Consider the following 21,983-nt stretch of genomic DNA (forward strand, 5'->3'; position numbering starts at 1 on the left):
CCGTCGATCACTAGCCCTTCTTCGGACGCGGGGTCGGCGGCGACAGCAGCAGCTTGGTGTTGCCGGAGGACAGCGCCAGCGCTGCGCACTCGCGGCTGTCGCGGTAGACGCCGTCCAGTTCGGCCGGGTCGAGTGCCGCCTCGATGTCGACGCTCGGAACACCCGTGAGTTCCTCGATGACCTTTTCGTTGGAAGGCATAGCACCATCTCCTTGAGCTGAAGCGAGTACCTTCACCTTCCGGATCTCCGGAATCGGACAAAGCATGCCAAATTTCTCAGAATTCACTTCAATAACATTTTCAACTTCTCACCCATGAGGCACCGCGTCGCGCGCCACCACCCGTACGGTGCGGACCGAGGGGTCGGCCGCGTCCGGGATGAGGACGCCGTGGTCGGCGCCGCTGCGCAGGTAGTCCAGGACCGCGTCGGTGATCACCTCGCCGGGTGCCACCACCGGCACGCCCGGCGGGTAGGGGCTGATCATCTCCGCGGCGATCCGTCCCGCGGCCCGCTCGGCGGGCACGTGCTCGGCAGGGGCGAAGAACGCCGCCCGGGGCAGCATGGCCTGCTCCAGCTCCAGCACCGAGGGCTCGGGCAGCCGCACCGGCGGCCGCCGCTCGACCTCGCCGGCGTGCTCCACGAGCGCCCGCAGGGCGTCCACCAGCACCTGCTCGGTCTCGTCGTCGTCCGCGTACGTGATCGAGGCGCTGATGCGGCAGCTGTCCGAACCGCCGACGTCCACGTGGCGGTGGGCGCGCAGCCACTCCGCGGCCTGCATGCCGCTCATGCCGAGCTCGCGTACGTCGATCACGAGCTTGAGCGGGTCCAGGTCGGCGGCGAGCCCCTCGTGCACGACCTCCCGGCCCATGGGCCGCAGACCGGGCAGCTCCGCGACCGCCGTCCGGACGCGTTCGGCGCGGCGGAGGGCCGCCTCCAGGAGCTCGTGCCCCTGCTCGACCATCTGGCGCCGCCAGCCGTCGAGCGTGGCGTACACGAGCGAGGAGGCGCTGGTGGTGCCCAGCAGGTCCTCCCGCTGTTTGAGGGCCTCGGGTGAGATGCGGTCGTACTGGAGGTGGAAGACGGAGCTCTGCTCCACCGCCCCGCCCATCTTGTGCACGCTGGTGACCACCAGGTCGGCCTCGGCGTCCATGCCCCAGGCGGGCAGGGCCGGGTGGAAGGGCAGATGGGCGCCCCAGGCCTCGTCGAGGATGACGGGCACGTCGAACTCGTGGCACACCCGGGCCACTCCCCGGACGTCCGCGCAGGAGCCCCAGTCGGTGGGCGTGATGAGCGGCATGCCCTTGGCGTCGGGGTGCTCCTCAAGGCGCCGGCGCACGTCGTCCGGCTCGGGCGGGTGGGCCAGGTGCCGTTCGGTGTCGAACGTGGGGTGGACCCAGATCGGTTCGACGCCGTTGACGACGACGGCCGCGACGACGGCCTTGTGCGCGTTGCGCGACAGCAGCAGCTTCTCCCCCGGGCCGGCCGCGGCGAGCATGGCGGTCTTCACGGACAGCGAGCTGCCGCAGGTGGAGAAGAACGCGTGCTCGGCGCCGACCGCGTCCGCCATGAGTTCCTGGGCCCGGCTGAGGACGCCCTGCGACTGGCGGCGGTCGTCCAGGCCGTTGAGCGAGAGCACGTCGGAGCGGAACACGTCCAGCCCGACGATCGCGGCGACCCGGGGGTCCACTCCCCTGCCCTGCTTGTGGCCCGGCGGGCCGTAGGCGATGTCACCGCGGCGCCGGAAGTCCTCCAGCGCCTCCAGGACGGGCACGCGCGAGTGGTCCATGGTTCCTCCCGGATCCGGCCCGCCCCGCCGCCGCGGCGTCCACGCTGTCGTGACCGGCGGGTACACCGACCGTGTTGCACCGGGGCACCGCTCGAAACGCGCCGGGTGGTGTCACCGCTGCGGTCGGTGAAACCCGTCGGGGACGGACCGCGGCGGCGGCGCCTGCCGGTCCCGCGTTCCCGGACCGGCCGGGAGCCCGGTCGGCCGGCCCGGGAAGCGTGTGCCGCACGCCGCCCCTGACACCGAGGAGGCCCCGTGGCCCTGATCCGCGACGACGTACACCTCGCCCTCCGTGAGGAGGTGGCCGCGCGGGCCGACGCGCTGTGGGACGTGGCCCTGCGGCTGCACGCCGACCCCGAGTATGCCTTCGCCGAGCACCGGGCCGCGGCCCTGCTCTCGGGCGAACTGGAGCGCGCCGGGTTCGCCGTGGAGCGCGGCGTGGCCGGGATGCCGACCGCGTTCACCGGCCGCTCGGGCCGGGGCCGGCCCACCGTGGCGCTGCTGATGGAGTACGACGCCCTGCCCGGCCTCGGCCACGCGTGCGGGCACAACCTGATCGCGGCGGCGGGGCTCGGGGCCGCCCTGGCCCTGGGCGCCGTGCCCGGGCTGTCCGCCGGTTCGGTGCTGGCCGTGGGCACGCCCGCCGAGGAGGGCGGCGGCGGCAAGGCCCTGGAGGTGGAGGCCGGTGTCTTCGACGACGTCGACGCGGCGCTGATGTTCCACCCGGGCGTGCACAGCTGGGCCCGGGCGCCGCTGACGGCGCAGGTGCAGTACCGGGTGGCCTTCCACGGCCGGGCCGCGCACCCCACGGGCAACCCGACCGAGGGCATCGACGCGCTCGCGGCCCTGGTGGAGCTGTTCAACGTGCTGTCCGCGCTGGGGCGGCGGCTGCCGGAGGGCTCGCACGTGCAGGGCATCGTCACCCACGGCGGGACGGCGACGAACATCGTGCCCGAGTTCGCGGAGGGCCGGTTCGGGCTGCGTGCGGCGACGACCGAGGCGCTGGAGGACCTCACCGAGCGGCTGCGGGTCTGCGCGGACGGCGTGGCCCGGGCCACCGGCACCACCACCGAGGTGGAGCGGGCGACCGTGCGCTACGAGCACTTCCGGGACAGCGAGGTGCTCTCCGGGCGGTTCGCCGCGCACCTGGCCCGGGCCGGGATCCCGCTGTCCCCGCCCGCGCCGGGCGTCTACCTGGGCTCGTCCGACATCGGCAACGTCAGCACGCGCGTGCCCGCCATCCACCCCTTCGTGGCGATCACCGGCGAGGACGGCTCGGACCACACCCCGGAGTTCGCCGCGGCGGCCGCCTCGCCCCGGGCCCGCGCGGTGCTGGTCGCCGCCGCCCAGGCCCTCGCCTGCACCGCCGCCGACGTCCTGCTGTCGGAGGAGCTGCGCGAGGAGGCGTGGGCAGGGCACCGGGCGGCGTGACTGGTTCGGCCGCTGCGGGGGAACCCGGCGGACACCGGACCCACCGACACCTGGAGAGGGCCATGAGTCTGTTGCGTGTGCTCGGCCGCCCCATGCTCGCCTCGATGTTCCTCACGGGCGGCATGAACTCCGTCCGCGATCCGAAACAGGTCGCCGACGCCGCCGAGCCTGTCGTCCAACCCGTCACCGATCGCGTCCCGGCCCTGCCCGACCGCACCGAGCAGATCGTACGGCTCAACGGCGCCGTACAGGTCGTGGCCGGACTGATGCTGGCCACGGGACGCATGCCCCGCCCGGCCGCGCTGGCCATCGCCGCCACCCTGGTGCCCACGACGCTCGCCGGGCACCGCTTCTGGGAGGCGGAGGACCCCGAGGAGCGGGCCCAGCAGCGCATCCACTTCCTCAAGAACATGTCCATGCTCGGCGGGCTGCTGATCGCCGCCGACGACACCGGCTCCCGCCCCTCCCTGCTGTGGCGCGGCTCCCACGCCGCCCGCTCCGTGCGCCGGGACGCGGGCCTGGTGCGGCGCTCGGTGCGCGCCACCGCGCGGCCGGCCGCAGCGGCCGGGCGGGTCCGCGCCAAGCTGCCCGCCTGAGCCGCGGGCGGGCCGCCACGACCACGCGTTAGCGCAAGAGGGCCGGGGGGACCCGGGGCCTGGAGGTGAAGGACATGGGACACGGAGGAAACGTCATCGACGAGCCGGTGACCGATCACCGCGAGGTCGAGGAGATGTTCGGCAGGATCGAGGCGCTGCCGTCCGGTCACCAGGACCGCAAGGTGTACGCCGACCAGGTCACCATGGAGCTCGTGAGGCACTCGGTGGCCGAGGAGGCCTACCTCTACCCGGCCGTGCGCGAGCACGTCGCGGGCGGGGACGCCCTCGCCGACCAGGAACTGCGGGACCACGCCACGGCCGAGCAGATCATGAAGGATCTGGAGGGCTGCGACGCGGGCGACGCCGAGTTCGACCGGCTCGTGGGCATGCTGATGAGCGAGATCCGCTCGCACATCGCCGACGAGGAGGGCAACCTCTTCCCGCGGCTGCGCCAGGCCTGCCCGATGGACACGCTGAACGAGCTCGGCGACAAGGTCCGCAAGGCGAAGAAGACCGCCCCGACCCGGCCGCACCCGGCGGCCCCCGACAAGCCTCCGGCGAACAAGCTGCTGGCTCCGGGCACCGGCATGGTCGACCGGCTGCGTGACGCGCTGTCCGGACGCGGCAAGTTCGAGTGACGCGGCCGCCACCGCGCGAGAGAGAAGGGCCCGTCGCCCCGGCGACGGGCCCTTCCGCGTCGTCCGGGACGGCTGCTGTGGCCGCCGTCACCTGCCCCGGGCCTGCCCCGGGCCATGATCGGCAGCTGTGATCAACCACACTCCCAGGCCCAAATGCCCGGCCCGTGACGAGCTTTGGCACGGGCCGGGGCCGTGCGGGAGAGGCGGACGGAGCCGACACCGGGAGCCCCTCTGTCACGATGGGCGGCGCCGTGACCCGGCGAGGGGAGCCACCGCGCAGCGCAGCCGGTGCCTCTCGCTCTCCTCGCCCCCCTGTCGAGTCCTCCGACTCTCGTCTTGCGAGTACCGCACTGTGTCTTCCGCGTCCTCCCCTGCCCAGCCCGCCTCGCGCTCGCCCTGGCGTGCGCTGAGGTACCGCAGCATGCGCTGGTGGTCCGTCGCCAACTTCGTGTCGAACGCCGGCACGTGGATGCAGCTCACCGTGCAGAACCTGCTGGTGCTGCAGATCACCGGGTCCGCCGCGGCGACGGGGCTGTCCATGTCCGTGCAGGCGGCGCCCGCCCTGCTGATCAGTGTGCTGGGCGGGGCCGCCGTGGACCGGTGGCCCCGCAAGCTGACGGCAGCCGTGAGCCAGGCGCTGCTCGGCATGATCGCCTTCACCACGGCCGTGCTGGTCGCGCTGGACCGGCTGGACATGACCTCCTTGCTGGTGCTGGCCGCCGTCACGGGTGTCGTCGCGACCGTGGACAACCCGGCGTGCGCGCTGCTGGGCAACGATCTCGTCCCGGCGGAGGACGTCCCCTCGGCCATCGGGGTCGGGGCGCTGGTGCACCAGGCGGGCCGGCTCGTGGGAGCGGCACTCGCGGGAGTGGCCGTCGGATTCCTCGGCACTTCCGCCGCGTACTTCGCGAACGGGCTGTCGTTCCTGTTCGTGGCGTCGGTCATCCCGTTCCTGCGGCCCGCGGCCGGGGCGGTGCGGCACGAGGTGGCGAAGCCCGGGCCGCGCGCCTCCGGCGGGGAGCTGACCGTGCGGGAGGGGCTGGCCTTCTTCGCGCGCCGGCCGCGGCTGATGGCGCTCGCCGGGGTGACCGGCATCAGCGCGGTCTTCGGCCGCAACTACGGCCTGACGCTGGCGGTGCTCGTCACGGGGCCGCTGGCGGGCGGCGCCGGTTCCTTCGGCACGGTGTCGACCGTGCTGGCGATCGGCGGCATCCTCGGCGCGGTGCTCGGTGCCCGGCTGCGCCGCCCGTCGGTGCGGCTCGTGGGCGCGCTGGCGGCGGCCGGCGGACTGCTCCAGGTGCTGGCGGGCCTGTCGCCGTCGCTGGTCGTGCTGATCGCGCTGGTGCTGCCCATGGCCGTGGTGGAGTCCGTCTCGGACACCGCCGGCACGGCCGTCCTGCAGACCGACCCGCCCGCGCACCTGCGGGGGCGCGTGCTCGGGGTGTGGGGCAGCGTCGGCACGGTGTGGAGCCTGGGCGGCCCGCCCGCGCTCGGCCTCCTGATGGAACTGGCCGGGGCGCGCGGCGCCCTGGTCACGGGCGGCCTGCTGATCGCGGCCGCGATCGGCACGGGCCACCTGCTGCACAGCCGCCGCGTCCCGGCCCCGGTCCTGCTCCGCACGGGCGACACGGAGACCCCGGGCCGCCCGGCCCTGAGCACAGCGGCCTGAGCGGGTTCCCCGTGAAGCCGGCCGAGGGGGTCAGGAACCTGCCTCCACCCCGGGCCCGCCTCGCTGTCCTCCGTCAGGAGCCCGGGCGGCGCAGGGCTCCCACCGCCGCCTTCGCCGCCCTGCGCGTCAGCAGCGTCGTGGAGCGGCCGTCCAGGTACGGGAGGACCACGGCCTGGCCGCCCCAGGTGCGCAGGGCCTCGGCCTCCGGCAGGTCCTGGACGGAGTAGTCGCCGCCCTTGACCCAGACGTCGGGCCGCAGCCGGTCCAGGACCGCCTCGGGGGTGTCCTCGTCGAAGACCACGACCGCGTCGACGCTGCCGAGCGCGGCGAGGACGCGGGCGCGGTCCGCCGCCGGGTTGAGGGGGCGGCCCGGGCCCTTGCGGCGGGTCACGGACGCGTCGGAGTTCAGGCACACGATCAGGCAGTCGCCGATCCGCCGGGCGCTCTCCAGCAGCCCGACGTGGCCCGCGTGCACCAGGTCGAAGCAGCCGCCGGTGGCGACCACCGTGCCGCCCCGGGCCCGGACGCTCTCCGCGAGGGCGAACGCGTCGGTCGCCGGGTCGTCCGCGGGCCCGGGCGGCGGCTCGGTGCGCCACAGGTCCGGATTGCCGGCGCCGCCCGCGGCGACGAACGCGGCCGCCTCGGCCACGGCCCGCTGCAGCGCCTCCTCGGGCAGCAGTCCGTCGGCGAGGGCGGCCGTCGCCGTCGCGGCGAAGCAGTCCCCCGCGCCGCACGGGTCACCGGCGGCCCGGTAGGGCACCGGCACCAGCATCGGTGTGCCCGTTCCGGGCCGGGCCAGCAGCACCCCGCGCTCGCCGAGCGTGACGGCGACGCCCGCCGCGCGCCAGCGCTCCGCCAGCCGCGCGGCCCGCTCGGCGTACGCGCCCAGGGACGTCTCCCCCGCTCCGGGGTGCAGCGCCCGGGCCTCCGCCGCGTTGGGCGTGACCAGGCGGGCTCCGGGTACGGGCGGGTCGCCCTCGGGGTGCGGGTCCCACACCAGCGGGGTGCGCCGGGCGGCGTCCTCCAGGTACGGCCGCAGGGCGCCCGCGGTGTGGCGGCCGTAGTCGGCCACGAGGATCGCGGCGGCTCCGGCGAGGGCCCTGCGGACCTCGTCGTCGGGTTCGCCGGGGGTGCCGCCGCCCCGGTCGATGCGGACGACGGGCCGGCCGCCGGCGAGGACGCGGGTCTTCACGGGCAGCGTGCCGTTCAGCGGGATCTCCAGCAGCCGGACCCGGCCGCGCAGGTCGCGCCGTACGGCCTCGCTGGCGTCGTCGTCGCCGAGCGCGGTCACCAGGACCACGTCCCGGCCGCCCCGGGCCGCGAGGGCGGCGGCCAGTCCGGCTCCGCCCGGGTGCCGCCGGCCGGCGGTCACGTCGACGACGGGGGCGGGGGCGTCCGGCGCGAGCCGGGTGGACACGCCTTCGATGTCCTCGTCGAGGAGGACGTCCCCGACGACGGCGATCGGCTGTGGGCCGTTCACGAGGTGCTCCCCCGGGTCAGGACGGTGCGCCGTGCGAGGGGCGTGGCCACGGCCGTGTCGAAGCACTCGCACAGCAGGTGGACGGCGACGAGGTGGGTCTCCTGGACGTTGGCGGTGCTGTCCGCGTCCACGCACAGGGCCTCGTGGGCGGCCTCCGCCAGGGGGTTCGGGCCGCGCCCGGTGAGGGCCCAGACGTGCAGGCCCGCCTGCCGGGCGGTGACGGCCGCCGCGACGAGGTTGGCGCTGCGGCCGGAGGTGGACAGCAGCACGAGGACGTCGCCCGGGCGGCCGTGGGCGGTGACCTGGCGGGCGTAGACGTGGTCGAAGCCGTAGTCGTTGCCGATGGCGGTCACGCTGGAGGTCTCGGCGTGCAGGGCGATCGCCGAGTAGGCGCGGCGTTCGCGGCGGTAGCGGCCGACGAGCTCGGCGGTGAGGTGCTGGGCCTGGGCGGCGCTGCCGCCGTTGCCCGCGGCGAGCAGCCGGCCGCCGTCGGTGAGGACGCCGGCGAGCCGGGCGCCCCAGTCCGCGATCCGGTCGAGACCGTCCCGGCGGAACCGGCCGAGAGCCTCCTGCAGTGACTCGCAGTGCAGACGCGCGGCGTCGAGGGCGGGGTGCGCGGGGAGTTCGCTCATGCGGTTCGGGCGTGCCGTCGTGGGGACGGCGGGCCCACACCTCCTTCGGGCTTCGGTCGGGCGGTCCGGTTCAGCCGGCGCCGGTCGCGGCGGGCTCGGCGTCGAGGACCTCGCAGTAGGCCGCCTCGGTGGCGGCGGCGACCCGGTCCCAGCCGTACCGGCTCAGCACCCGGCGGCGGCCGGCCGCGCCGCACGCCGCGCGGGCCGCCGGGTCGGCGAGCAGCCCGGCCACGGCTCGGGCCAGCGCCCGCGGGTCGCGGGGCGGGACCAGCCGTCCGGTGCCGGGGTCGGCGACGGTGTCGAGCTGCCCGCCGACGGCGCTGGCCACGACCGGTACGCCGCAGGCCATGGCCTCCAGCGGCACGATGCCGAAGGGCTCGTAGTCGGCGGGGCACACCACCACGTCGGCGGAGCGCAGCAGCGCCGGGACCTCGTCACCGGCCACGGCGCCGGTGAAGCGGACCCGGTCGGCGACGCCCGCGTCCCGGGCGATGCCGCGCAGGCGGCGGACCTCCGGGTCCTCGTCGAGCCGGTCCGCGGGCGGCCCGCCGACGACGAGGAGCTCGGTGCCGGGCAGTGCGGCCAGGGCAGCGACGGTGACGGCGGCGCCCTTGCGGGGCACGAGCCGGCCCAGCTGGAGCAGCCGGTGCGGGTGGGGGCCGCGGGGCGCGGCCGGGCCCTGCGGGGTGAACCGGCCGGGGTCGACGCCGCACGGCACGATGGCGACCTTGTGCGCGGGTATGCCCATGCGGGCCAGTTCGACGGCCTCGTCCCGGCAGGTGGCGACGACACGGTCGCACCCCAGGCCGACCTCGATCTCGCCGGGTATCCGCTCGCGCGGGCTGGTGTCGGCGAGCCGCTGATGCCGTTTCTTCACCGTGCCGAGGGCGTGGTACGTGTGCAGCAGGGGCAGCCCCCGCGCACGGGTCGCGCGCAGCGCGGCCAGGCCCGACATCCAGTAGTGCGAGTGGACCAGGTCGGGGGCGCGGGTGCGCCAGGCGCGGGTGAGGTGGCGGCCGAAATCGCCCATGTACGGCAGGAGGGCGTCCTTGGGGAGCGGCTCGGCCGGCCCGGCGGGCACGTGGTGCACCTCGACGCCGTCGCGCAGCGCCACGCGGGCGGGCAGGTCGGGCGCGTCGCGCCGGGTGTAGACGGTGACGCGGTGGCCGCGGTCGGCGAGGGCGCCGGCGAGGCAGGCGACGTGCACGTTCTGCCCGCCGGCGTCGACGCCGCCGAGGGTGGCGAGGGGGCTGGCGTGCTCGGAGACGAGCGCGATGTCGAGGACGCCGGGATCCCGTGGGCCGCCGCCGAGCGGCCCGGCCGGGAAGGGGCTGAGGGACGGGGTCATGAGCGCACCTCCGTGATCAGGCGCTCCCAGTCGGCCAGGAAGCGCTTGAGCCCGTAGCGGTCGAGGGCCGCCTGCCGGGCCCGGGCGCCGTCCGCTGCCGCCGCCTCGGGTTCGTGGAGGTAGCGGCGGGCAGCGCGGGCCAGGACGTCGGGGCGGGTGGAGAGGGTGCCCGCGCCCGGCGGGACGGCCTCGACCGCCTCGGTGGTGGCGAGCGCCAGCACGGGCATGCCCAGGTGCATGGCCTCCAGCAGGGACAGGCCGAGGGAGGTCCAGCGCACCGGGTGCAGGTACACGCGGCGTTCGGCCAGGGCCGGGTGCAGCTCGCTCTGCGGCAGGTCGGCCGTGTGGCACCGGTCGGGCGGCAGGCCGAGGTGTCCGGCCAGGCCCTCGGTGCCCATGCCGAACACGTCGAGCGGCACGGCCTCGGCCAGGGCCGGCAGCAGGTCGGTGCCGGTGTACCGGGCGCGGCGCACGGGTTCGTTGACGACGACGGCGGCCCGGGCGAGGCGGCCGGTGTAGCGGTGGCCCGGGTCGACGATGCCGTGTTCGATCACCGTGGTCCGGGTGGTTCCGCAGTCCCAGAACAGCCGGTTGAAGTGCGTGACGTGCACCAGGGTCAGATCGGCGCGGTCGGCGCACGGGTGCCGGGTGTCCGGCACGTCGCCGTCGGGTGCGTTGTGCTCCAGGTACACGGCCGGCACGTCACGGCCCGGGCGGCGCCCGCCGAGCCAGCGCCCGGCCAGCTCCAGCTCGTGCGGGCGCTGCAGGAGCACCAGGTCGACGGGCGTGTCGCGGAGTTCCTCGGGCGTGACCTCACGGACCGAGGCGGGCCAGGAGAAGGTGCGGGCCCGGCCGAGGCCGTCCAAGTCGCGGCCCGGGGTGACCGGCACGAGGTAGGTGTGCGGGCCCTGGACGAACGCGGTCGTCCAGGAGCCGTGCACGTGCCACAGCAGGATGTTCATACGGTCGCTCCTCGCTCCGTCTGTTCTCCCTGGTCCGCCGGGTCGCCGGTGAGGGCCGCCACGGCGGCGAGGACCTCGGCGTCGCCGATGCCGTCCAGGCAGGGGTGTCCCGGCACCGGGCAGTGCCGTGCCCTGGTGTCCGCGCACGCGGCGTGCGGGTCGCCGAGCAGGAGGTGCGGGACGCCGTAGGGGGCCCACCGCTCGGCCGGTACGACCGGTGCGAAGAGGCTGACGACGGGGGTGCCGACCGCGGCGGCGAGATGCGCCGGGCCGGTGTTCCCGGCCACCACCGCCTGCGCCCCGGCGAGGACTCCCGCCAGCTGCGGCAGGTCGGTCGCGCCGCCGAGGTCGAGGGCGTGACGGCCGGCGACCTGGGCGGTCAGCTCGCGTTCGGCGCGCCCGCCGGTGACGACCACCCGGTAGCCCTCGGCGGACAGCGCGGCCACGGCCCGGGCCGCCCGGGCGGGGCTCCAGGCCCGGGCGGGCACGGCGGCGCCCGGGTGGACGACGACGTAGGGGCCGGGGCCGGTGAGGTGGGCCGTGCGGGGCGGCGGCGTGACGCGCAGCCGGCCGTCGTCGCCGGGCGCCAGGGCGAAGCCCGCGGCACGGGCCAGGTCGAGGGCCGCCCGTGCCTCGTGGCGGTGCGGGAGCCTGCGGTGGCGCAGGTCCAGCAGCGCGCCCGGGTAGTCCTCGCTGTCGGCGGCGACGCGGGAGACACCGGCCAGCTTCAGCAGCAGGGCGACCGGCAGCGGGCTCTGGTGGTACGACACGAGCACCAGCGCCCGGTCGAAGCGGCCCGCGGCGAGGGTCGCCATCAGCCGCCGGGTGGCCGCCCGGGTCACCGGCGCGGGCTCCAGACCGACCCAGGGGGCGTCGTACGTCAGCACGTCGTCCACGCCGGGCAGCATCCGTCCGGCCGCCGCGCCCTGCGGCCCGCACAGCAGCGCGGTGTAGGACGACCCGGCCGCGACGGCCCGTACGGCGGGGCCCGCGAGCAGCACGTCTCCGGCACTGTCGAGACGCACGACGAGGGTGCGGGGCGGGCGGCGCCGGGACCGGAACGGATTCATCGCGCGCCTCCCGCGGGCCGGTGCCGTCGAGCGGCGGTCGCCGAGCCCGCCGTCCCGGACGCGCATGCCGCCGGCGGGCACCGCGTCGTCCCGGGGAGCCGACGGGGGCCGGTGGCTTCGTTCATGACCGCAGCCGTTCCCTGACCGGCGCGCGGGGCGTGGTGGCCCGCTCCGCGGTCTCGGGCGTCGTGAGCGGGCGGGCCGTGCGGTGTGCCACACGGCCGCGCAGCCAGTGCCAGGTCGCGGCGGGCGGGACGAGGGCGCTGGTGGCGGCCATGGTGAGCACCTCCTCGCGGGTGCGGGGCCCCGGCAGGATGCGGGCCAGGGCGAACTCGGCGGTGCCGGCCAGCCACGCGGCGGCGCAGGCCCCGGCGAGGCGGTGCCGGCCGAGCAGGGCGCAGCCGACGGCCGTCACCGCGGCGCCCGTGACGGCGAGGTGCGCGGGCAGGCGTCCGCGCGGCGTGCCGGCCCGGCGCCACCAGTGGCGGCCGTGCAGCCGGGTCATCAGGACGTCGTCGGCGTTGCCGGCCTGGAGCCGGACGGAGATCCAGCGCCCGGCGGGCCGGACGGGGTGGGTGGTGGTGCGCCGGCCCCCGGTGAGCGTCCAGCCGGCGTCGAGCATCCGCAGGGCGAGGTCGGCGTCCTCCCGGAAGGCCCGCCGGAAGCGTTCGTCGAAGCCGCCGACGGCCAGGAGCGCGGCCCGGCGATAGGCCATGTCGGCGGTGATCCAGTGGGCACCGGCGAGTCCGGCCGTGTTGCGCTCCCAGTCGGTCGGGCGGCGGTCGGGCGGCAGGGGCACCTCGATGCGGGCGGTGATGCCGGCCGTCCGGTCCGACGCCGCGGTCAGGTCGAGGGTGAGGTCGTCGCCCCAGGTGGACCCGGGTACGACGTCGTCGTCCAGGAAGACGATCCAGGGGACGTCACCGGCGGCGCGCCAGCCGAGGTTGCGTGCGGCGGCGGGTCCGCGGGCCCCGCCCGGTACGACGACGGTGCGGGCGCGCAGGGAGGGCGGGACGTCGGCGGTGAGGGCGACCCGGGCCGTCTCGGGCCGGTCGTCGACGAGCACCACCCGGGCCGGCCCGGGTCCGGCCGCCTCGGCCAGGGCGTGCAGGCAGGCGCGCAGACTGGGCCGGCCGAGGGTCGGGATCACGACGGCGTACTCGGCGTCCCGCGCCGTGCCGCCCGGGGCGGTCATCGGGGGCCTCCCGCGGCGTCGGCGGCGTCGGAGCGCAGGCCGTCGTGGCCGCCGGTGCGGAAGAGGTCGCCGCGGCGGATGGCGTACGGGCCGATGGCCAGCAGGTCGACGGGCGAGGAGCCGAAGCATTCCAGGGCGTCGCGCGGGTCGTCGACCATGGGCCGCCCGGCCGTGTTGAGGCTGGTGTTGACCACCACGGGCAGCCCCGTGAACTGCTCGAACGCGCCGAGCATGCGGGCGACCAGGGGTTCGCGGCCGGGGTCGACGGTCTGGATGCGGGCGGTGCCGTCGACGTGCACGACGGCGGGGATCCGCTCCCGCCAGGCCGGGGCCACGTCGTGCACGAACAGCATGTACGGGCTGGGCATCGGCCCGTCGAAGATCTCGGCGGCGCGGTCGGCCAGCACCATGGGCGCGACGGGCCGGAACTGCTCGCGTCCCTTGACGTCGTTGAGCCGTTCCAGGTTGCCCGCGTGCCCGGGGTGGGCGAGCAGGGAGCGGTGGCCGAGGGCGCGCGGACCGTACTCGGAGCGGCCCTGGAACCAGGCGACGATCCCGTTGTCGGCGAGGGCCCGGGCGACGGTCTCGGCGATGTCCGGGGGCCTCTCGAAGGGGACGGCCGCCGTCTTGAGCCAGGCGCCGAGCTCCGCGTCGGACCAGTCCCGGCCGAGGTCGGCGCCGGTCATGGGTTCGGGCCGGTCGCCCTGCGCCGCGGACAGCAGCAGGGCGCCGCCGAGGGCGGTTCCGGCGTCTCCGGCGGCGGGCTGCACCCACACTCGGGAGAAGGGGCCCTCGCGGGCGATGCGGGAGTTGGCGACGCAGTTGAGGGCGACGCCGCCGGCCAGGGTGAGCACGCTGTCGTGGGTGCGGCCGTGCAGCCAGCGCACCAGGTCCAGCAGGGTCTCCTCCAGGACGGCCTGGGCGCTGGCGGCGACGTCGGCGTGGTCCTGCGTCCACGGCTCGTCGGCCCCGCGCGGCGCGCACAGCTCGTGCCAGGGCACCGCGTCGGCGTGGAAGCCGCCGTCGCCGGTGGGGTACACGTGGCGGTGCAGTTCCGCGAGCATGCGCGGGGTGCCGTGGGAGGCGAGGGCCATCACCTTGAACTCGTCGGAGGAGCGCAGGAAGCCGAGGTGGGCGGTGAGTTCCTCGTAGACCAGGCCCAGCGAGTGCGGCAGTTCCTGGGAGTGCAGGGCCTCCAGCCGGTCGCCGACGCGGCGGGCGGCCAGATGGGAGGCGCGTTCGCCACGGCCGTCCAGCACCAGCACGGAGGAGTCGCCGGCGTCCGGTGCGGCGAAGGCGCCGGAGGCGGCGTGCGCCATGTGGTGCGGCACGAACCGGACGAGGCCGGGGTCGAGGCCGGGCAGGGCCGCGGCCAGGAAGCCGGGGGCCTCGCGGGCGTAGGTGAGCCGCAGGTGGTCCCACGGGTCGTCCAGGCCCATGGCGTCGGCGGGCCGGGCGAGCGCCGGGTCGAAGGAGTAGGTGACCGCGTCGAGGTCCTGCGGTCGCAGCCCGGCCCGCTTCAGGCACCAGGCGGCGGCCTTCTCGGGCAGCTCCCAGGCGGAGAAGGGCAGCGGCCGCTTGCCGTGCTTGCGCCGTGAGAACCGTTCCTCCTCGGCGGCGGCGACGGTCCGTCCGTCGACGACGAGGGCGGCGGCGGGGTCGTGGAAGAGGGCGTTGATTCCGAGGATGCGCATGGGCGTGGCGGGCCTTTCGGCGGTGGGGACGGGACCGGGCGAGGCGCTGCGCGGGAGGGCGGTGGCGGGTCAGTCGTCGGTGCCGTCCTCGCGGAACCAGGCGATCGTGCGCCGCAGCCCTTCCTCGGCGCGCACCTGCGGCTCCCAGCCGAGCTTGTCGCGGGCCAGGGTGATGTCCGGGCAGCGCACGGCCGGGTCGTCCACCGGGCGTTCGATGAAGCGGATGTCCGAGGGGGATCCGGCGAGTTCGACGACGAGACGGGCCAGGTCGAGCATGGTGATCTCGGCCGGGTTGCCGATGTTGACCGGGCCGCGCATGCCGTGGGCGGCGGCGGCGAGGACGCCGCGCACGGTGTCGTCGACGTAGCACAGCGACCGGGTCTGGCGGCCGTCGCCGGTGACGGTGAGGGGTTCGCCGTCCAGGGCCTGCCGGACGAAGGTCGGCACGGCGCGCCCGTCGTGGCCGCGCATCCGGGGACCGTAGGTGTTGAACAGCCGCACGATGCAGGTGTCGGTGCCGTGGGTCTCGGCGTGGGCGGTGGTCAGGGCCTCACCGAAGCGTTTGGCCTCGTCGTAGACGCTGCGCGGTCCGACGGGGTTGACGTTGCCCCAGTAGCGCTCGTCCTGGGGGTTCTGCTGCGGGTCGCCGTAGACCTCGGACGTCGAGGCCAGGACGAAGCGGGCCCGGGCGGAGTGCGCGAGTTCCAGGGCGTTGCGGGTGCCGAGGCTGCCGGCCTCCATGGTGTGCAGCGGCAGGCGCAGGTAGTCCGCCGGGGAGGCCGGGGAGGCGAAGTGCAGGACGAGGTCCGGCGGGCGCTTGATCCGCAGTCCTTCGGCGACGTTGGCCTGCACGAGCGTGAACCCGGGCCGTTCCAGCAGGGGCGCGATGTTCTCCGGCCGGCCGGTGCTGAAGTCGTCCACGCAGGTGACGGCGGCGCCCGCGTCCAGCAGGGCGGTGCACAGATGGGAGCCGACGAACCCGGCGCCACCGGTGACGACGGCGTGTTCCCAGCTCCGTGAGAAGTCGGTGGTCATGTCGGTCTCTCCTCCGTCAGCGGCGGCACGGCAGGGGACGACGGAGTGGCACACCCGGGCCGCCGAAGGTGGCCGGAGGCCGTCGAGCCCACGCTCAGCGTCCGCCGAGGGGGGAGACGGGGCACGGTCGCTTACGGCAAACCGGTGAGTCACGGAGAGTGAGACAACGCGCGGCGGGGGTCCGCGCGAGAGAGGCCCGCAGGTCAGGCGGTGAGGGTGTGGCCCGGGCCGAGGCGGTCGAGGAGCTGGGGCCGGTGCAGTTCCGCGACGGGGGCGAGCAGGTCCGGGTGGCGCAGGAGGGCCGCGGCGCCGCGGTCACCGGCGTCGGGTGCGACGAGCCGGCGGAACTCGGCCGGCGAGCCGGTGCCGTGCCCGCCCTCGGCGAGCGCCGCCACGGCCCGGGCGGCCAGGTCCGGATCGCTGAGCAGGCCGGCCGCCCAGCTGGCCACGACCTCGTCCACCCAGGTGCGCCAGGCGTACGCGTCCTCGTCCTCGTCCGGGGCCGCGTCGGCGCCGGTGATCCAGTCGAGCCGCGCGGATCCGCCGGGACCCGCCAGACCGAGCAGGGCGGCGTCCATCGCCGTCGGATAGCGCAGCCACGCGGCGACCGTCGCGGCCTGCCGGGCCTGCACCTCGCACAGGGCGGACGCGAGGGCACCGCCGGTGGCGGGGAAGGCGCGCGTCAGCCACTGGGCGGTCGCCGCTATGACAGGAGAGAGATCTGCTTGCACTGCCGGACCGTCCGAGGGGAGGGGGCGGGTCTGGTCGTAGACGGTAACGGCCGCCCCCCGAGCCCGGACGTGACCGGGACCTCGTCCCGGACGTGGCCTCGCCCACATCCCGCACCGCTCCGGCACATCCCGCACCACTCCGGACCGACGGCCGCTCCGAGAGCCGCCTGCGCGTGCGATCGCGGGCGACTGGACGGGCAGGGAGCAGCGAGCCGAGCCGTCAGGGGGGCGCGCCCGTGCGGTCGTGGGCGACCCGGCCGGTGGAGGGCGGCACGCCGCGGGCCTTGCTCGCGCCGGCTGCCCCAACCGTTTCCGGCCGGGCGGCCCACCGCCCCGGCCGTTTCCGGCCCGGCCGGGCGGGCACCCGGCCGGCGTGCTGGGGTATGGAGCCGGACGCGTCGGGCCCGGCCGGCCTGCGGGGTTTCGTTCGCCGGGGTGCGCCCTGCGTTTCGACGGGTGGATCGCGGGGCTTGGCACGGCATCCGGTACTCGTGTCGTGCTCGGGCACTGGCCCCGGTCGCCGTTCGGCCCGTTCAGTGACCTGATGGTCGAGGAGGCCGACGGGCATCGCCTGCTGCTGGCGCCCTCGCGGGAGACGGCGGACTTCGTCGCACGTACCTACCTCTTCGACGAGGTACGGGTCGTACCCATCCGGGTGCGGATCACCGGCCGCCGCCACTGGACCGTGTGCGCCCCACCCCTCGACCTGCGGTTCAGCACCGGCCCGAGGGCTCTGCCCGGTCTCGCGCTGCGGGCCGTGCCCGGCCCGGTCGCCACCAGCCCGGGGTGGCTCGCGCTGTGGGACCGGCCCGCCCGGCTGCTGCTGGGGGCCGGCACGCACGGCAGTGTCCGGCCGGGCCGGCACCAGTGGTACGGCGCGCGGGACCTGCACCCGGTCGTCTCGGCCACCGTCGCCCGCGCGGGCCGCGACCTCGGCGCTCTCGGCCCCGTCGAGCCCCCCGTGCGGTTCGGTTCCGGTTCGACCCCCCGCCGGCCGAGCCTCGTGCGCATCACCACCCGTGTGGCCGTCGTCCCGGACCGGCACGGCAGCTGACCTTCCGCCGGGTCATGGCCCGGCGGCTCCTCACCAGAAGCGGCTGCTGAGGGCGGGCTGGTGTGCCAGCTCCACGGCGTCGCGCAGCCGCAGGGCGACGCTGATGGTGGCGCGCAGCGCGGAGGGACGGACGGTCTGGGCCGTCTCGGTGGCGAGCACCAGCAGGCAGGCCGCGGCCTGCTCGACCACGGACAGCGGCAGGGTGAAGTCGCTGTCGGCGGCCGAACGGAACGCCTTCAGGGGGACGGCGGCCCCGTCGATGGCCCGGTGCGCGGCCTGCTCCAGATGCTGTGCGGCCTGTTCGCACACCGGGGCGGGCAGGGCGATGGTGCGCTGGAACGGTGAAGTCGTCATGCCCCGACTGCTCCCCCGGCGGCGGCCGGTTCTGTCGACGCGGAAGGGGATTTCACCGTCCCGCGTGACGCCGGGGCCGGGCGGGCAGCCGCGTGGTCGTAGCCTGAAGGGCCATCGCGTGAGGCCCGCGAAAGGAAGATGTATGACCGCCCGTTCGGATGTCGTGGCCCGGCTCACCGGGCGTGCGGTCAGCGGCGAGCGGGACATCTCCGGGGCGCTCGCCGAGGTCACGCTCGACGACGGGCGGGTCGTGGTCGTCAAACGGTCCGACGCGCCGGGAGCGGCTCGGGCCGAGGCCGCCGGGCTGCGGTGGCTTGCCGCGGCCGGGACCGTACGGGTACCGGCCGTGCACGGCGACGAGGGAGCCTGGCTGGTCATCGACCGGGTTCCGCAGGGGCGGCCGGGGCGGGAGGCGGCACTGCGGTTCGGGCGGGACCTGGCCGGGCTGCACGCCGCAGGGGCGCCCGCGTTCGGGGCGCCCCCGCCGGGCGGTCCCGCCGACGCGTACATCGGGCTCGCCCCGATGCGCAACGAGCCCGGCACCGACTGGCCGGAGTGGTACGCCGGGCAGCGCGTGCTGCCGTATCTGCGGCGGGCGGTCGACCAGGGCACGCTGCGCCCGGGGCGAGGCGGCCGTCGTGGAACGCCTGTGCGAGCGGCTGCCCGAACTGGCCGGGCCGGCCGAGCCGCCCGCCCGGCTGCACGGCGACCTGTGGAGCGGCAACGTGCTGTGGGCGGCGGACGGGGACGTCCGGCTCATCGACCCGGCCGCGCACGGCGGGCACCGGGAGACCGACCTGGCGATGCTCCGGCTGTTCGGCTGCCCCCACCTGGAGGCGGTGCTGGACGGCTACCAGCGGGTGGCGCCGCTCGCCGAAGGGTGGACGGAACGCGTCGGCGTGCACCAGCTGTTCCCGCTGCTGGTGCACGCCGTGCTGTTCGGACGGGGCTACGCCGAGCAGGCCCTGTCCGTGGCCCGCTCGGCCTTGACGGGCTGACCGGTCAGCGCGTCACCACATGCCGCTCGTCGGGGACGCAGTGGGTCATGGTGAGGCCCTCGACGTCGCGCGGCTGGTTCTTGCCCAGCCGGGACAGGCGTTCCCGGTCCTCGTCCGTCAGGTCCTGGCTCGCCAGCGGCTCCAGGCCGTTCACGTCCTCCGGGCCGATGCCGAGCCCTTCGCCGACCCTGAGGCCCAGGTCGTTCTCGACCAGCAGGAAGTGCCAGACCATGCGCTCCTGGATGGCCCGGTCGCACTGGGACAGCTGCCCGATGAAGTTCTTCACCAGGTCGTCGCGCTCCCAGTCCTCCATCAGCAGATACCGCTGGCCGGCCTGCAGATAGTCGTTGGTGCGGGGGATGCGCTTGCGGGTGAGGCGGCCGGTGATCTCGGGGCCCTGCTCGTCGTGGGTCGGGTACTGGGCCTCGCGCAGGCCGCCGGTGATCGACGGCTCGTAGTTGACGTGCGGGTTCTCGCCGCCGCCGTCCTGGTGGTACGCCATCTGGCCGTCGCGCTGGTTGGTGCGCACCTCGGCGTTCTTGGCCTGGTTGACGGGGAGCTGGAGGTAGTTCGGGCCGACCCGGTAGCGCTGGGTGTCGCTGTAGGAGAAGGTCCGGCCGACGAGCATCTTGTCGTCGGAGAAGTCCAGGCCGTCGACGAGGACGCCGGTGCCGAAGGAGATCTGCTCGTTCTCGGCGAAGAAGTTCTCCGGCATCCGGTCGAGGACCATACGGCCCACCGGCTTGGGCGGGAAGTCCTGCTCGGGCCAGGTCTTGGTGTCGTCCAGCGGGTCGAAGTCGAGCTCCGGGTGGTCGTGGTCGTCCATCATCTGGACGAGCAGCTCCCACTCCGGGTGGTCACCGCGGGCGACCGCCTCGTACAGGTCCTTCGTGGCGTGGCCGAGGGTGTCGGCCTGGATGTTGGCCGCGTCCTCCTCGGTCATGCTGCGCACGCCCTGCCTGGGCATCCAGTGGTACTTGACCAGCTTGGTCTCGCCCTCGGCGTTGACCCACTTGTAGGTGTTGACGCCGAAGCCCTGCATGTGGCGGTAGTCGGCGGGGATGCCGCGCGGGCTGAACAGGTTGACCAGCATGTGCATGGCCTCGGGCGTCTGCGACATGAAGTCGAAGATGCGGTTCGGCTGCTGCTCGAAGGTCACCGGGTCGGGCTTGAGGGAGTGGATGACGTCCGGGAACTTGATGGCGTCGCGGATGAAGAAGACGCCGAGGTTGTTGCCGACCAGGTCCCAGTTGCCGTCCTCGGTGTAGAACTTGACGGCGAAACCACGCGGGTCGCGGGCGGCCTCGGACGAGTCCCGGCCGCCGATGACGGTGGAGAAGCGGACGGCCACGTCGGTGCGCTTGCCGCGCTCCTGGAACAGTTTGGCCCGGGTGTAGCGGCTGATCGGCTCGTCGCCCCAGGCGCCGTAGGCCTCGAAGTGGCCGTAGGCGGTGACGCCGCGGGCGTGCACGACGCGCTCGGGGATGCGCTCCCGGTCGAAGTGGCTGATCTTCTCCAGGAACTGGTAGTTCTCCAGGGTGGCCGGACCGCGGGCGCCGACCGTGCGCTGGTTCTGGTTGTCGTAGACCGGATGGCCCTGGCGATTGGTGAGGACCTTGCGGTCGTCGCCCGGAGCGGGTCCGGTGCCGGATACGTCCGTCATAAGCAGGGGCTCCTTCGGCTCTGGGCCGGCGTCCGGCCGGGGCGGCATCGCGAGCGGCCGCCCCGCCGGTGATGGCGGAACGCCCGGGTACCCGCCGACCGGGGATCACTCACGCATCCGGCACCGGCAAGCGGCTCGCGGGAGCGGAAAGGGGAGAGCGTGCGGCACGTCCACTGGATCGGGGGCGGCAGCGGCGCGGGCAAGTCCACGGTCGCCCGTCGCCTGGCCGAGCGGCACGGCTGGCGGCTGTACTCGACCGACGACGCCATGGCGGACCACGCGCGCCGCACCACCGCCGGGGAGGCGCCGCTGCTGCACGCGTTCCTCGCCATGGGCATGGACGAGCGGTGGGTGCACCGCTCCCCCGAGGACATGCTGGAGACGTTCCACTGGTTCCGGGGCGAGGGGTTCGGCCTGATCGTCGAGGACCTGCGGCGCATGCCGAGCGAGCCGTGTGTGGTCGTCGAGGGGTTCCGGCTGCTGCCGCACCTCGTGAAACCCCTGCTCCCGGCGCCGGGGCGCGCGGTCTGGCTGCTTCCGACACCGGAATTCCGCCGGGCGGTGTTCCGGAGCCGGGCGGCGGCCGGGGTGAGCTTCACGGAGCGGACCGGCGATCCGGAACGGGCGGTCCGCAACCTCGCGGCGCGGGACGATTTGTTCACGCGGCGGCTGCGCGAGGAGACCGCGCGGCTGGGGCTGCCCTCCCTCACTGTCGACGGCTCGCTGACGGAGGACGATCTCACCGGACGGGTCGGTGACGTGTTCGGGCTGTGAGCCCGTACAACCCCCGTCCGCCGTGGTGTGTCTTCTCCCCCGTGGGGACAAACCCCTTCAACTCGTTCCGACGGGGGAACACATGAGCCTGACCCGCAAGCCGACCCGCCGCGGTGTGACCGCGGCCCTCACCGTCGCCGTGGCGGCCGCCCTGGGCGCCGCCGGCGCCGGCGCGTCGAGCGCCGGCACCGCCGCGCCGCAGACCCGCCAGATCGCCTCGTCCACCCTCGGATCCGACTACAGGATCACGCTGACCGCGCTGCGCTCCCCGGAGGACGAGTACGCCGCCTCCGTGCGTCTGCAGGTGTTCACGCAGTCCGGCGGCGCCTGGAAGGAGACGGACCGCGTGACCGTGGGCGACGTGGACGGCTGGTTCTGGTACCCGCTCACCGGCAAGGGCGCCGTCTGCGCGTTCTCCACCGCGAACACCGAGCCGGCCCCGCTGACGGTGAGCCTGCTGCTCACCCCGTCCCTGGGCTGCTCCGAGCCGGCGCACTACACGGTGAGGGAAGGCAGGGTGTACGCCGGCTGACCGCCCCAGGCGCACCGAGCGGCCCGGACCCCGGCGGGGTCCGGGCCGCTCGCGCGACGGTGCCTCAGCCCTCGCTGAGGCGTGCGCGCAGGAGGTTCTTGCCCAGCTCGGCACCCTTGCGGCTGTCCGCCTGGGCCTTGCGGAACAGATCCGCGACCTCGGTGTCCTTCGCGCGCTCCGCGTCCTGGATGTACGTCTCCAGGCGCAGGGCGTTGCTCAGGCATGCCTCGACGTACCAGATCAGGTTGTAGTCCTTGTCCGGCGTGCCGGTTGCGCCACCGGTCTCCGTCTCGCTGGTCATGCGGACCTCCTTCTCCGTGGAGCGGACCTCTTCAGGCGCC

The 21,983-nt window shown here is 75.3% G+C and carries 21 protein-coding genes and 1 pseudogene; 8 read left to right on the top strand and 14 right to left on the bottom strand.

Annotated elements, in window-relative coordinates; all coding sequences use genetic code 11:
* Nucleotides 1–10 precede the first annotated feature (10 nt).
* Both CHR28_RS15070 and CHR28_RS15075 read right to left on the bottom strand, forming a co-directional pair.
* On the bottom strand, nt 11–199 hold the full coding sequence (locus CHR28_RS15070) for a hypothetical protein (protein ID WP_094054127.1): 189 nt from the start codon (nt 197–199) through the stop codon (nt 11–13).
* A gap of 108 nt (nt 200–307) precedes the next feature.
* Nucleotides 308–1,786: an aminotransferase class I/II-fold pyridoxal phosphate-dependent enzyme gene (locus CHR28_RS15075; protein WP_094054128.1), complete on the bottom strand. Its 1,479-nt coding sequence runs from the start codon at nt 1,784–1,786 to the stop codon at nt 308–310.
* A gap of 255 nt (nt 1,787–2,041) precedes the next feature.
* Between CHR28_RS15075 and CHR28_RS15080 the strand changes: the two genes are divergently transcribed.
* From CHR28_RS15080 to CHR28_RS15095, 4 genes are all read left to right on the top strand, one after another.
* Nucleotides 2,042–3,217: an amidohydrolase gene (locus tag CHR28_RS15080; RefSeq protein WP_094054129.1), complete on the top strand. Its 1,176-nt coding sequence runs from the start codon at nt 2,042–2,044 to the stop codon at nt 3,215–3,217.
* Between the two features lie 62 nt (nt 3,218–3,279).
* Nucleotides 3,280–3,813, top strand: a complete 534-nt coding sequence (locus CHR28_RS15085) for a DoxX family protein (protein WP_094054130.1) — start codon at nt 3,280–3,282, stop codon at nt 3,811–3,813.
* Between the two features lie 74 nt (nt 3,814–3,887).
* Nucleotides 3,888–4,451, top strand: coding sequence for a hemerythrin domain-containing protein (locus CHR28_RS15090; RefSeq protein ID WP_094054131.1), 564 nt, complete (start codon nt 3,888–3,890; stop codon nt 4,449–4,451).
* A 421-nt stretch (nt 4,452–4,872) separates the two neighbouring features.
* Nucleotides 4,873–6,120 carry an MFS transporter gene (locus CHR28_RS15095; RefSeq protein ID WP_256984257.1) on the top strand — a complete coding sequence of 416 codons (1,248 nt, stop codon included), beginning with the start codon at nt 4,873–4,875 and terminating at the stop codon, nt 6,118–6,120.
* A 73-nt stretch (nt 6,121–6,193) separates the two neighbouring features.
* Here the strand turns inward: CHR28_RS15095 and rfaE2 are convergent, their stop codons facing one another.
* The 9 genes from rfaE2 to CHR28_RS15140 form a co-directional block, all read right to left on the bottom strand.
* On the bottom strand, nt 6,194–7,600 hold the full coding sequence (gene rfaE2, locus CHR28_RS15100; protein WP_094054133.1) for a D-glycero-beta-D-manno-heptose 1-phosphate adenylyltransferase: 1,407 nt from the start codon (nt 7,598–7,600) through the stop codon (nt 6,194–6,196).
* Nucleotides 7,597–8,232, bottom strand: a complete 636-nt coding sequence (locus CHR28_RS15105) for a D-sedoheptulose-7-phosphate isomerase (RefSeq protein ID WP_094054134.1) — start codon at nt 8,230–8,232, stop codon at nt 7,597–7,599. Before CHR28_RS15105 ends, rfaE2 begins: the two co-directional genes overlap by 4 nt.
* Before the next feature lie 70 nt (nt 8,233–8,302).
* Nucleotides 8,303–9,580 (bottom strand): glycosyltransferase, encoded by a 1,278-nt coding sequence (locus CHR28_RS15110; RefSeq protein ID WP_094054135.1) that lies wholly within the window; start codon nt 9,578–9,580, stop codon nt 8,303–8,305.
* Nucleotides 9,577–10,542 carry a glycosyltransferase gene (locus CHR28_RS15115; RefSeq protein ID WP_094054136.1) on the bottom strand — a complete coding sequence of 322 codons (966 nt, stop codon included), beginning with the start codon at nt 10,540–10,542 and terminating at the stop codon, nt 9,577–9,579. Before CHR28_RS15115 ends, CHR28_RS15110 begins: the two co-directional genes overlap by 4 nt.
* Nucleotides 10,539–11,612, bottom strand: coding sequence for a glycosyltransferase family 9 protein (locus CHR28_RS15120; RefSeq protein WP_094054194.1), 1,074 nt, complete (start codon nt 11,610–11,612; stop codon nt 10,539–10,541). Before CHR28_RS15120 ends, CHR28_RS15115 begins: the two co-directional genes overlap by 4 nt.
* A gap of 121 nt (nt 11,613–11,733) precedes the next feature.
* Nucleotides 11,734–12,807, bottom strand: a complete 1,074-nt coding sequence (locus CHR28_RS15125; RefSeq protein ID WP_094054137.1) for a glycosyltransferase family 2 protein — start codon at nt 12,805–12,807, stop codon at nt 11,734–11,736.
* The gene (locus CHR28_RS15130) at nt 12,804–14,501 is read right to left on the bottom strand and encodes a carbamoyltransferase family protein (RefSeq protein ID WP_094054138.1); all 1,698 of its coding nucleotides are present in this window, start codon (nt 14,499–14,501) and stop codon (nt 12,804–12,806) included. Before CHR28_RS15130 ends, CHR28_RS15125 begins: the two co-directional genes overlap by 4 nt.
* Nucleotides 14,502–14,570: 69 nt before the next feature.
* The gene (locus CHR28_RS15135; RefSeq protein WP_094054139.1) at nt 14,571–15,536 is read right to left on the bottom strand and encodes an NAD-dependent epimerase/dehydratase family protein; all 966 of its coding nucleotides are present in this window, start codon (nt 15,534–15,536) and stop codon (nt 14,571–14,573) included.
* Nucleotides 15,537–15,739: 203 nt separating this feature from the next.
* Nucleotides 15,740–16,267 carry a hypothetical protein gene (locus tag CHR28_RS15140; protein ID WP_094054140.1) on the bottom strand — a complete coding sequence of 176 codons (528 nt, stop codon included), beginning with the start codon at nt 16,265–16,267 and terminating at the stop codon, nt 15,740–15,742.
* Nucleotides 16,268–16,709: 442 nt separating this feature from the next.
* Here CHR28_RS15140 and CHR28_RS15145 point away from each other — a divergent pair, with 442 nt between their 5' ends.
* Nucleotides 16,710–17,321, top strand: a complete 612-nt coding sequence (locus tag CHR28_RS15145; RefSeq protein ID WP_094054195.1) for a hypothetical protein — start codon at nt 16,710–16,712, stop codon at nt 17,319–17,321.
* Nucleotides 17,322–17,351: 30 nt separating this feature from the next.
* On the opposite strand, the gene CHR28_RS15150 is transcribed toward CHR28_RS15145, so the two are convergent.
* Entirely contained in the window at nt 17,352–17,675 is a 324-nt protein-coding gene (locus CHR28_RS15150; RefSeq protein WP_094054141.1) for a hypothetical protein, read from the bottom strand.
* Between the two features lie 142 nt (nt 17,676–17,817).
* On the opposite strand from CHR28_RS15150, the pseudogene CHR28_RS15155 reads away from it, so the two are divergent.
* Nucleotides 17,818–18,673 (top strand): annotated as a pseudogene (locus tag CHR28_RS15155) (fructosamine kinase family protein).
* Nucleotides 18,674–18,677: 4 nt separating this feature from the next.
* Here CHR28_RS15155 and CHR28_RS15160 read toward each other — a convergent pair.
* Entirely contained in the window at nt 18,678–20,336 is a 1,659-nt protein-coding gene (locus CHR28_RS15160) for a catalase (RefSeq protein ID WP_094054142.1), read from the bottom strand.
* 159 nt (nt 20,337–20,495) lie between these two features.
* Between CHR28_RS15160 and CHR28_RS15165 the strand changes: the two genes are divergently transcribed.
* The gene (locus CHR28_RS15165) at nt 20,496–21,110 is read left to right on the top strand and encodes a hypothetical protein (RefSeq protein WP_094054143.1); all 615 of its coding nucleotides are present in this window, start codon (nt 20,496–20,498) and stop codon (nt 21,108–21,110) included.
* 82 nt (nt 21,111–21,192) lie between these two features.
* Nucleotides 21,193–21,642, top strand: coding sequence for a hypothetical protein (locus CHR28_RS15170; RefSeq protein WP_094054144.1), 450 nt, complete (start codon nt 21,193–21,195; stop codon nt 21,640–21,642).
* Nucleotides 21,643–21,706: 64 nt separating this feature from the next.
* On the opposite strand, the gene CHR28_RS15175 is transcribed toward CHR28_RS15170, so the two are convergent.
* On the bottom strand, nt 21,707–21,943 hold the full coding sequence (locus CHR28_RS15175; protein WP_094054145.1) for a hypothetical protein: 237 nt from the start codon (nt 21,941–21,943) through the stop codon (nt 21,707–21,709).
* Between the last annotated feature and the right edge of the window lie 40 nt (nt 21,944–21,983).

The organism is Streptomyces sp. XY006 (genome assembly GCF_002237655.1).
Taxonomy (GTDB): domain Bacteria; phylum Actinomycetota; class Actinomycetes; order Streptomycetales; family Streptomycetaceae; genus Streptomyces; species Streptomyces levis.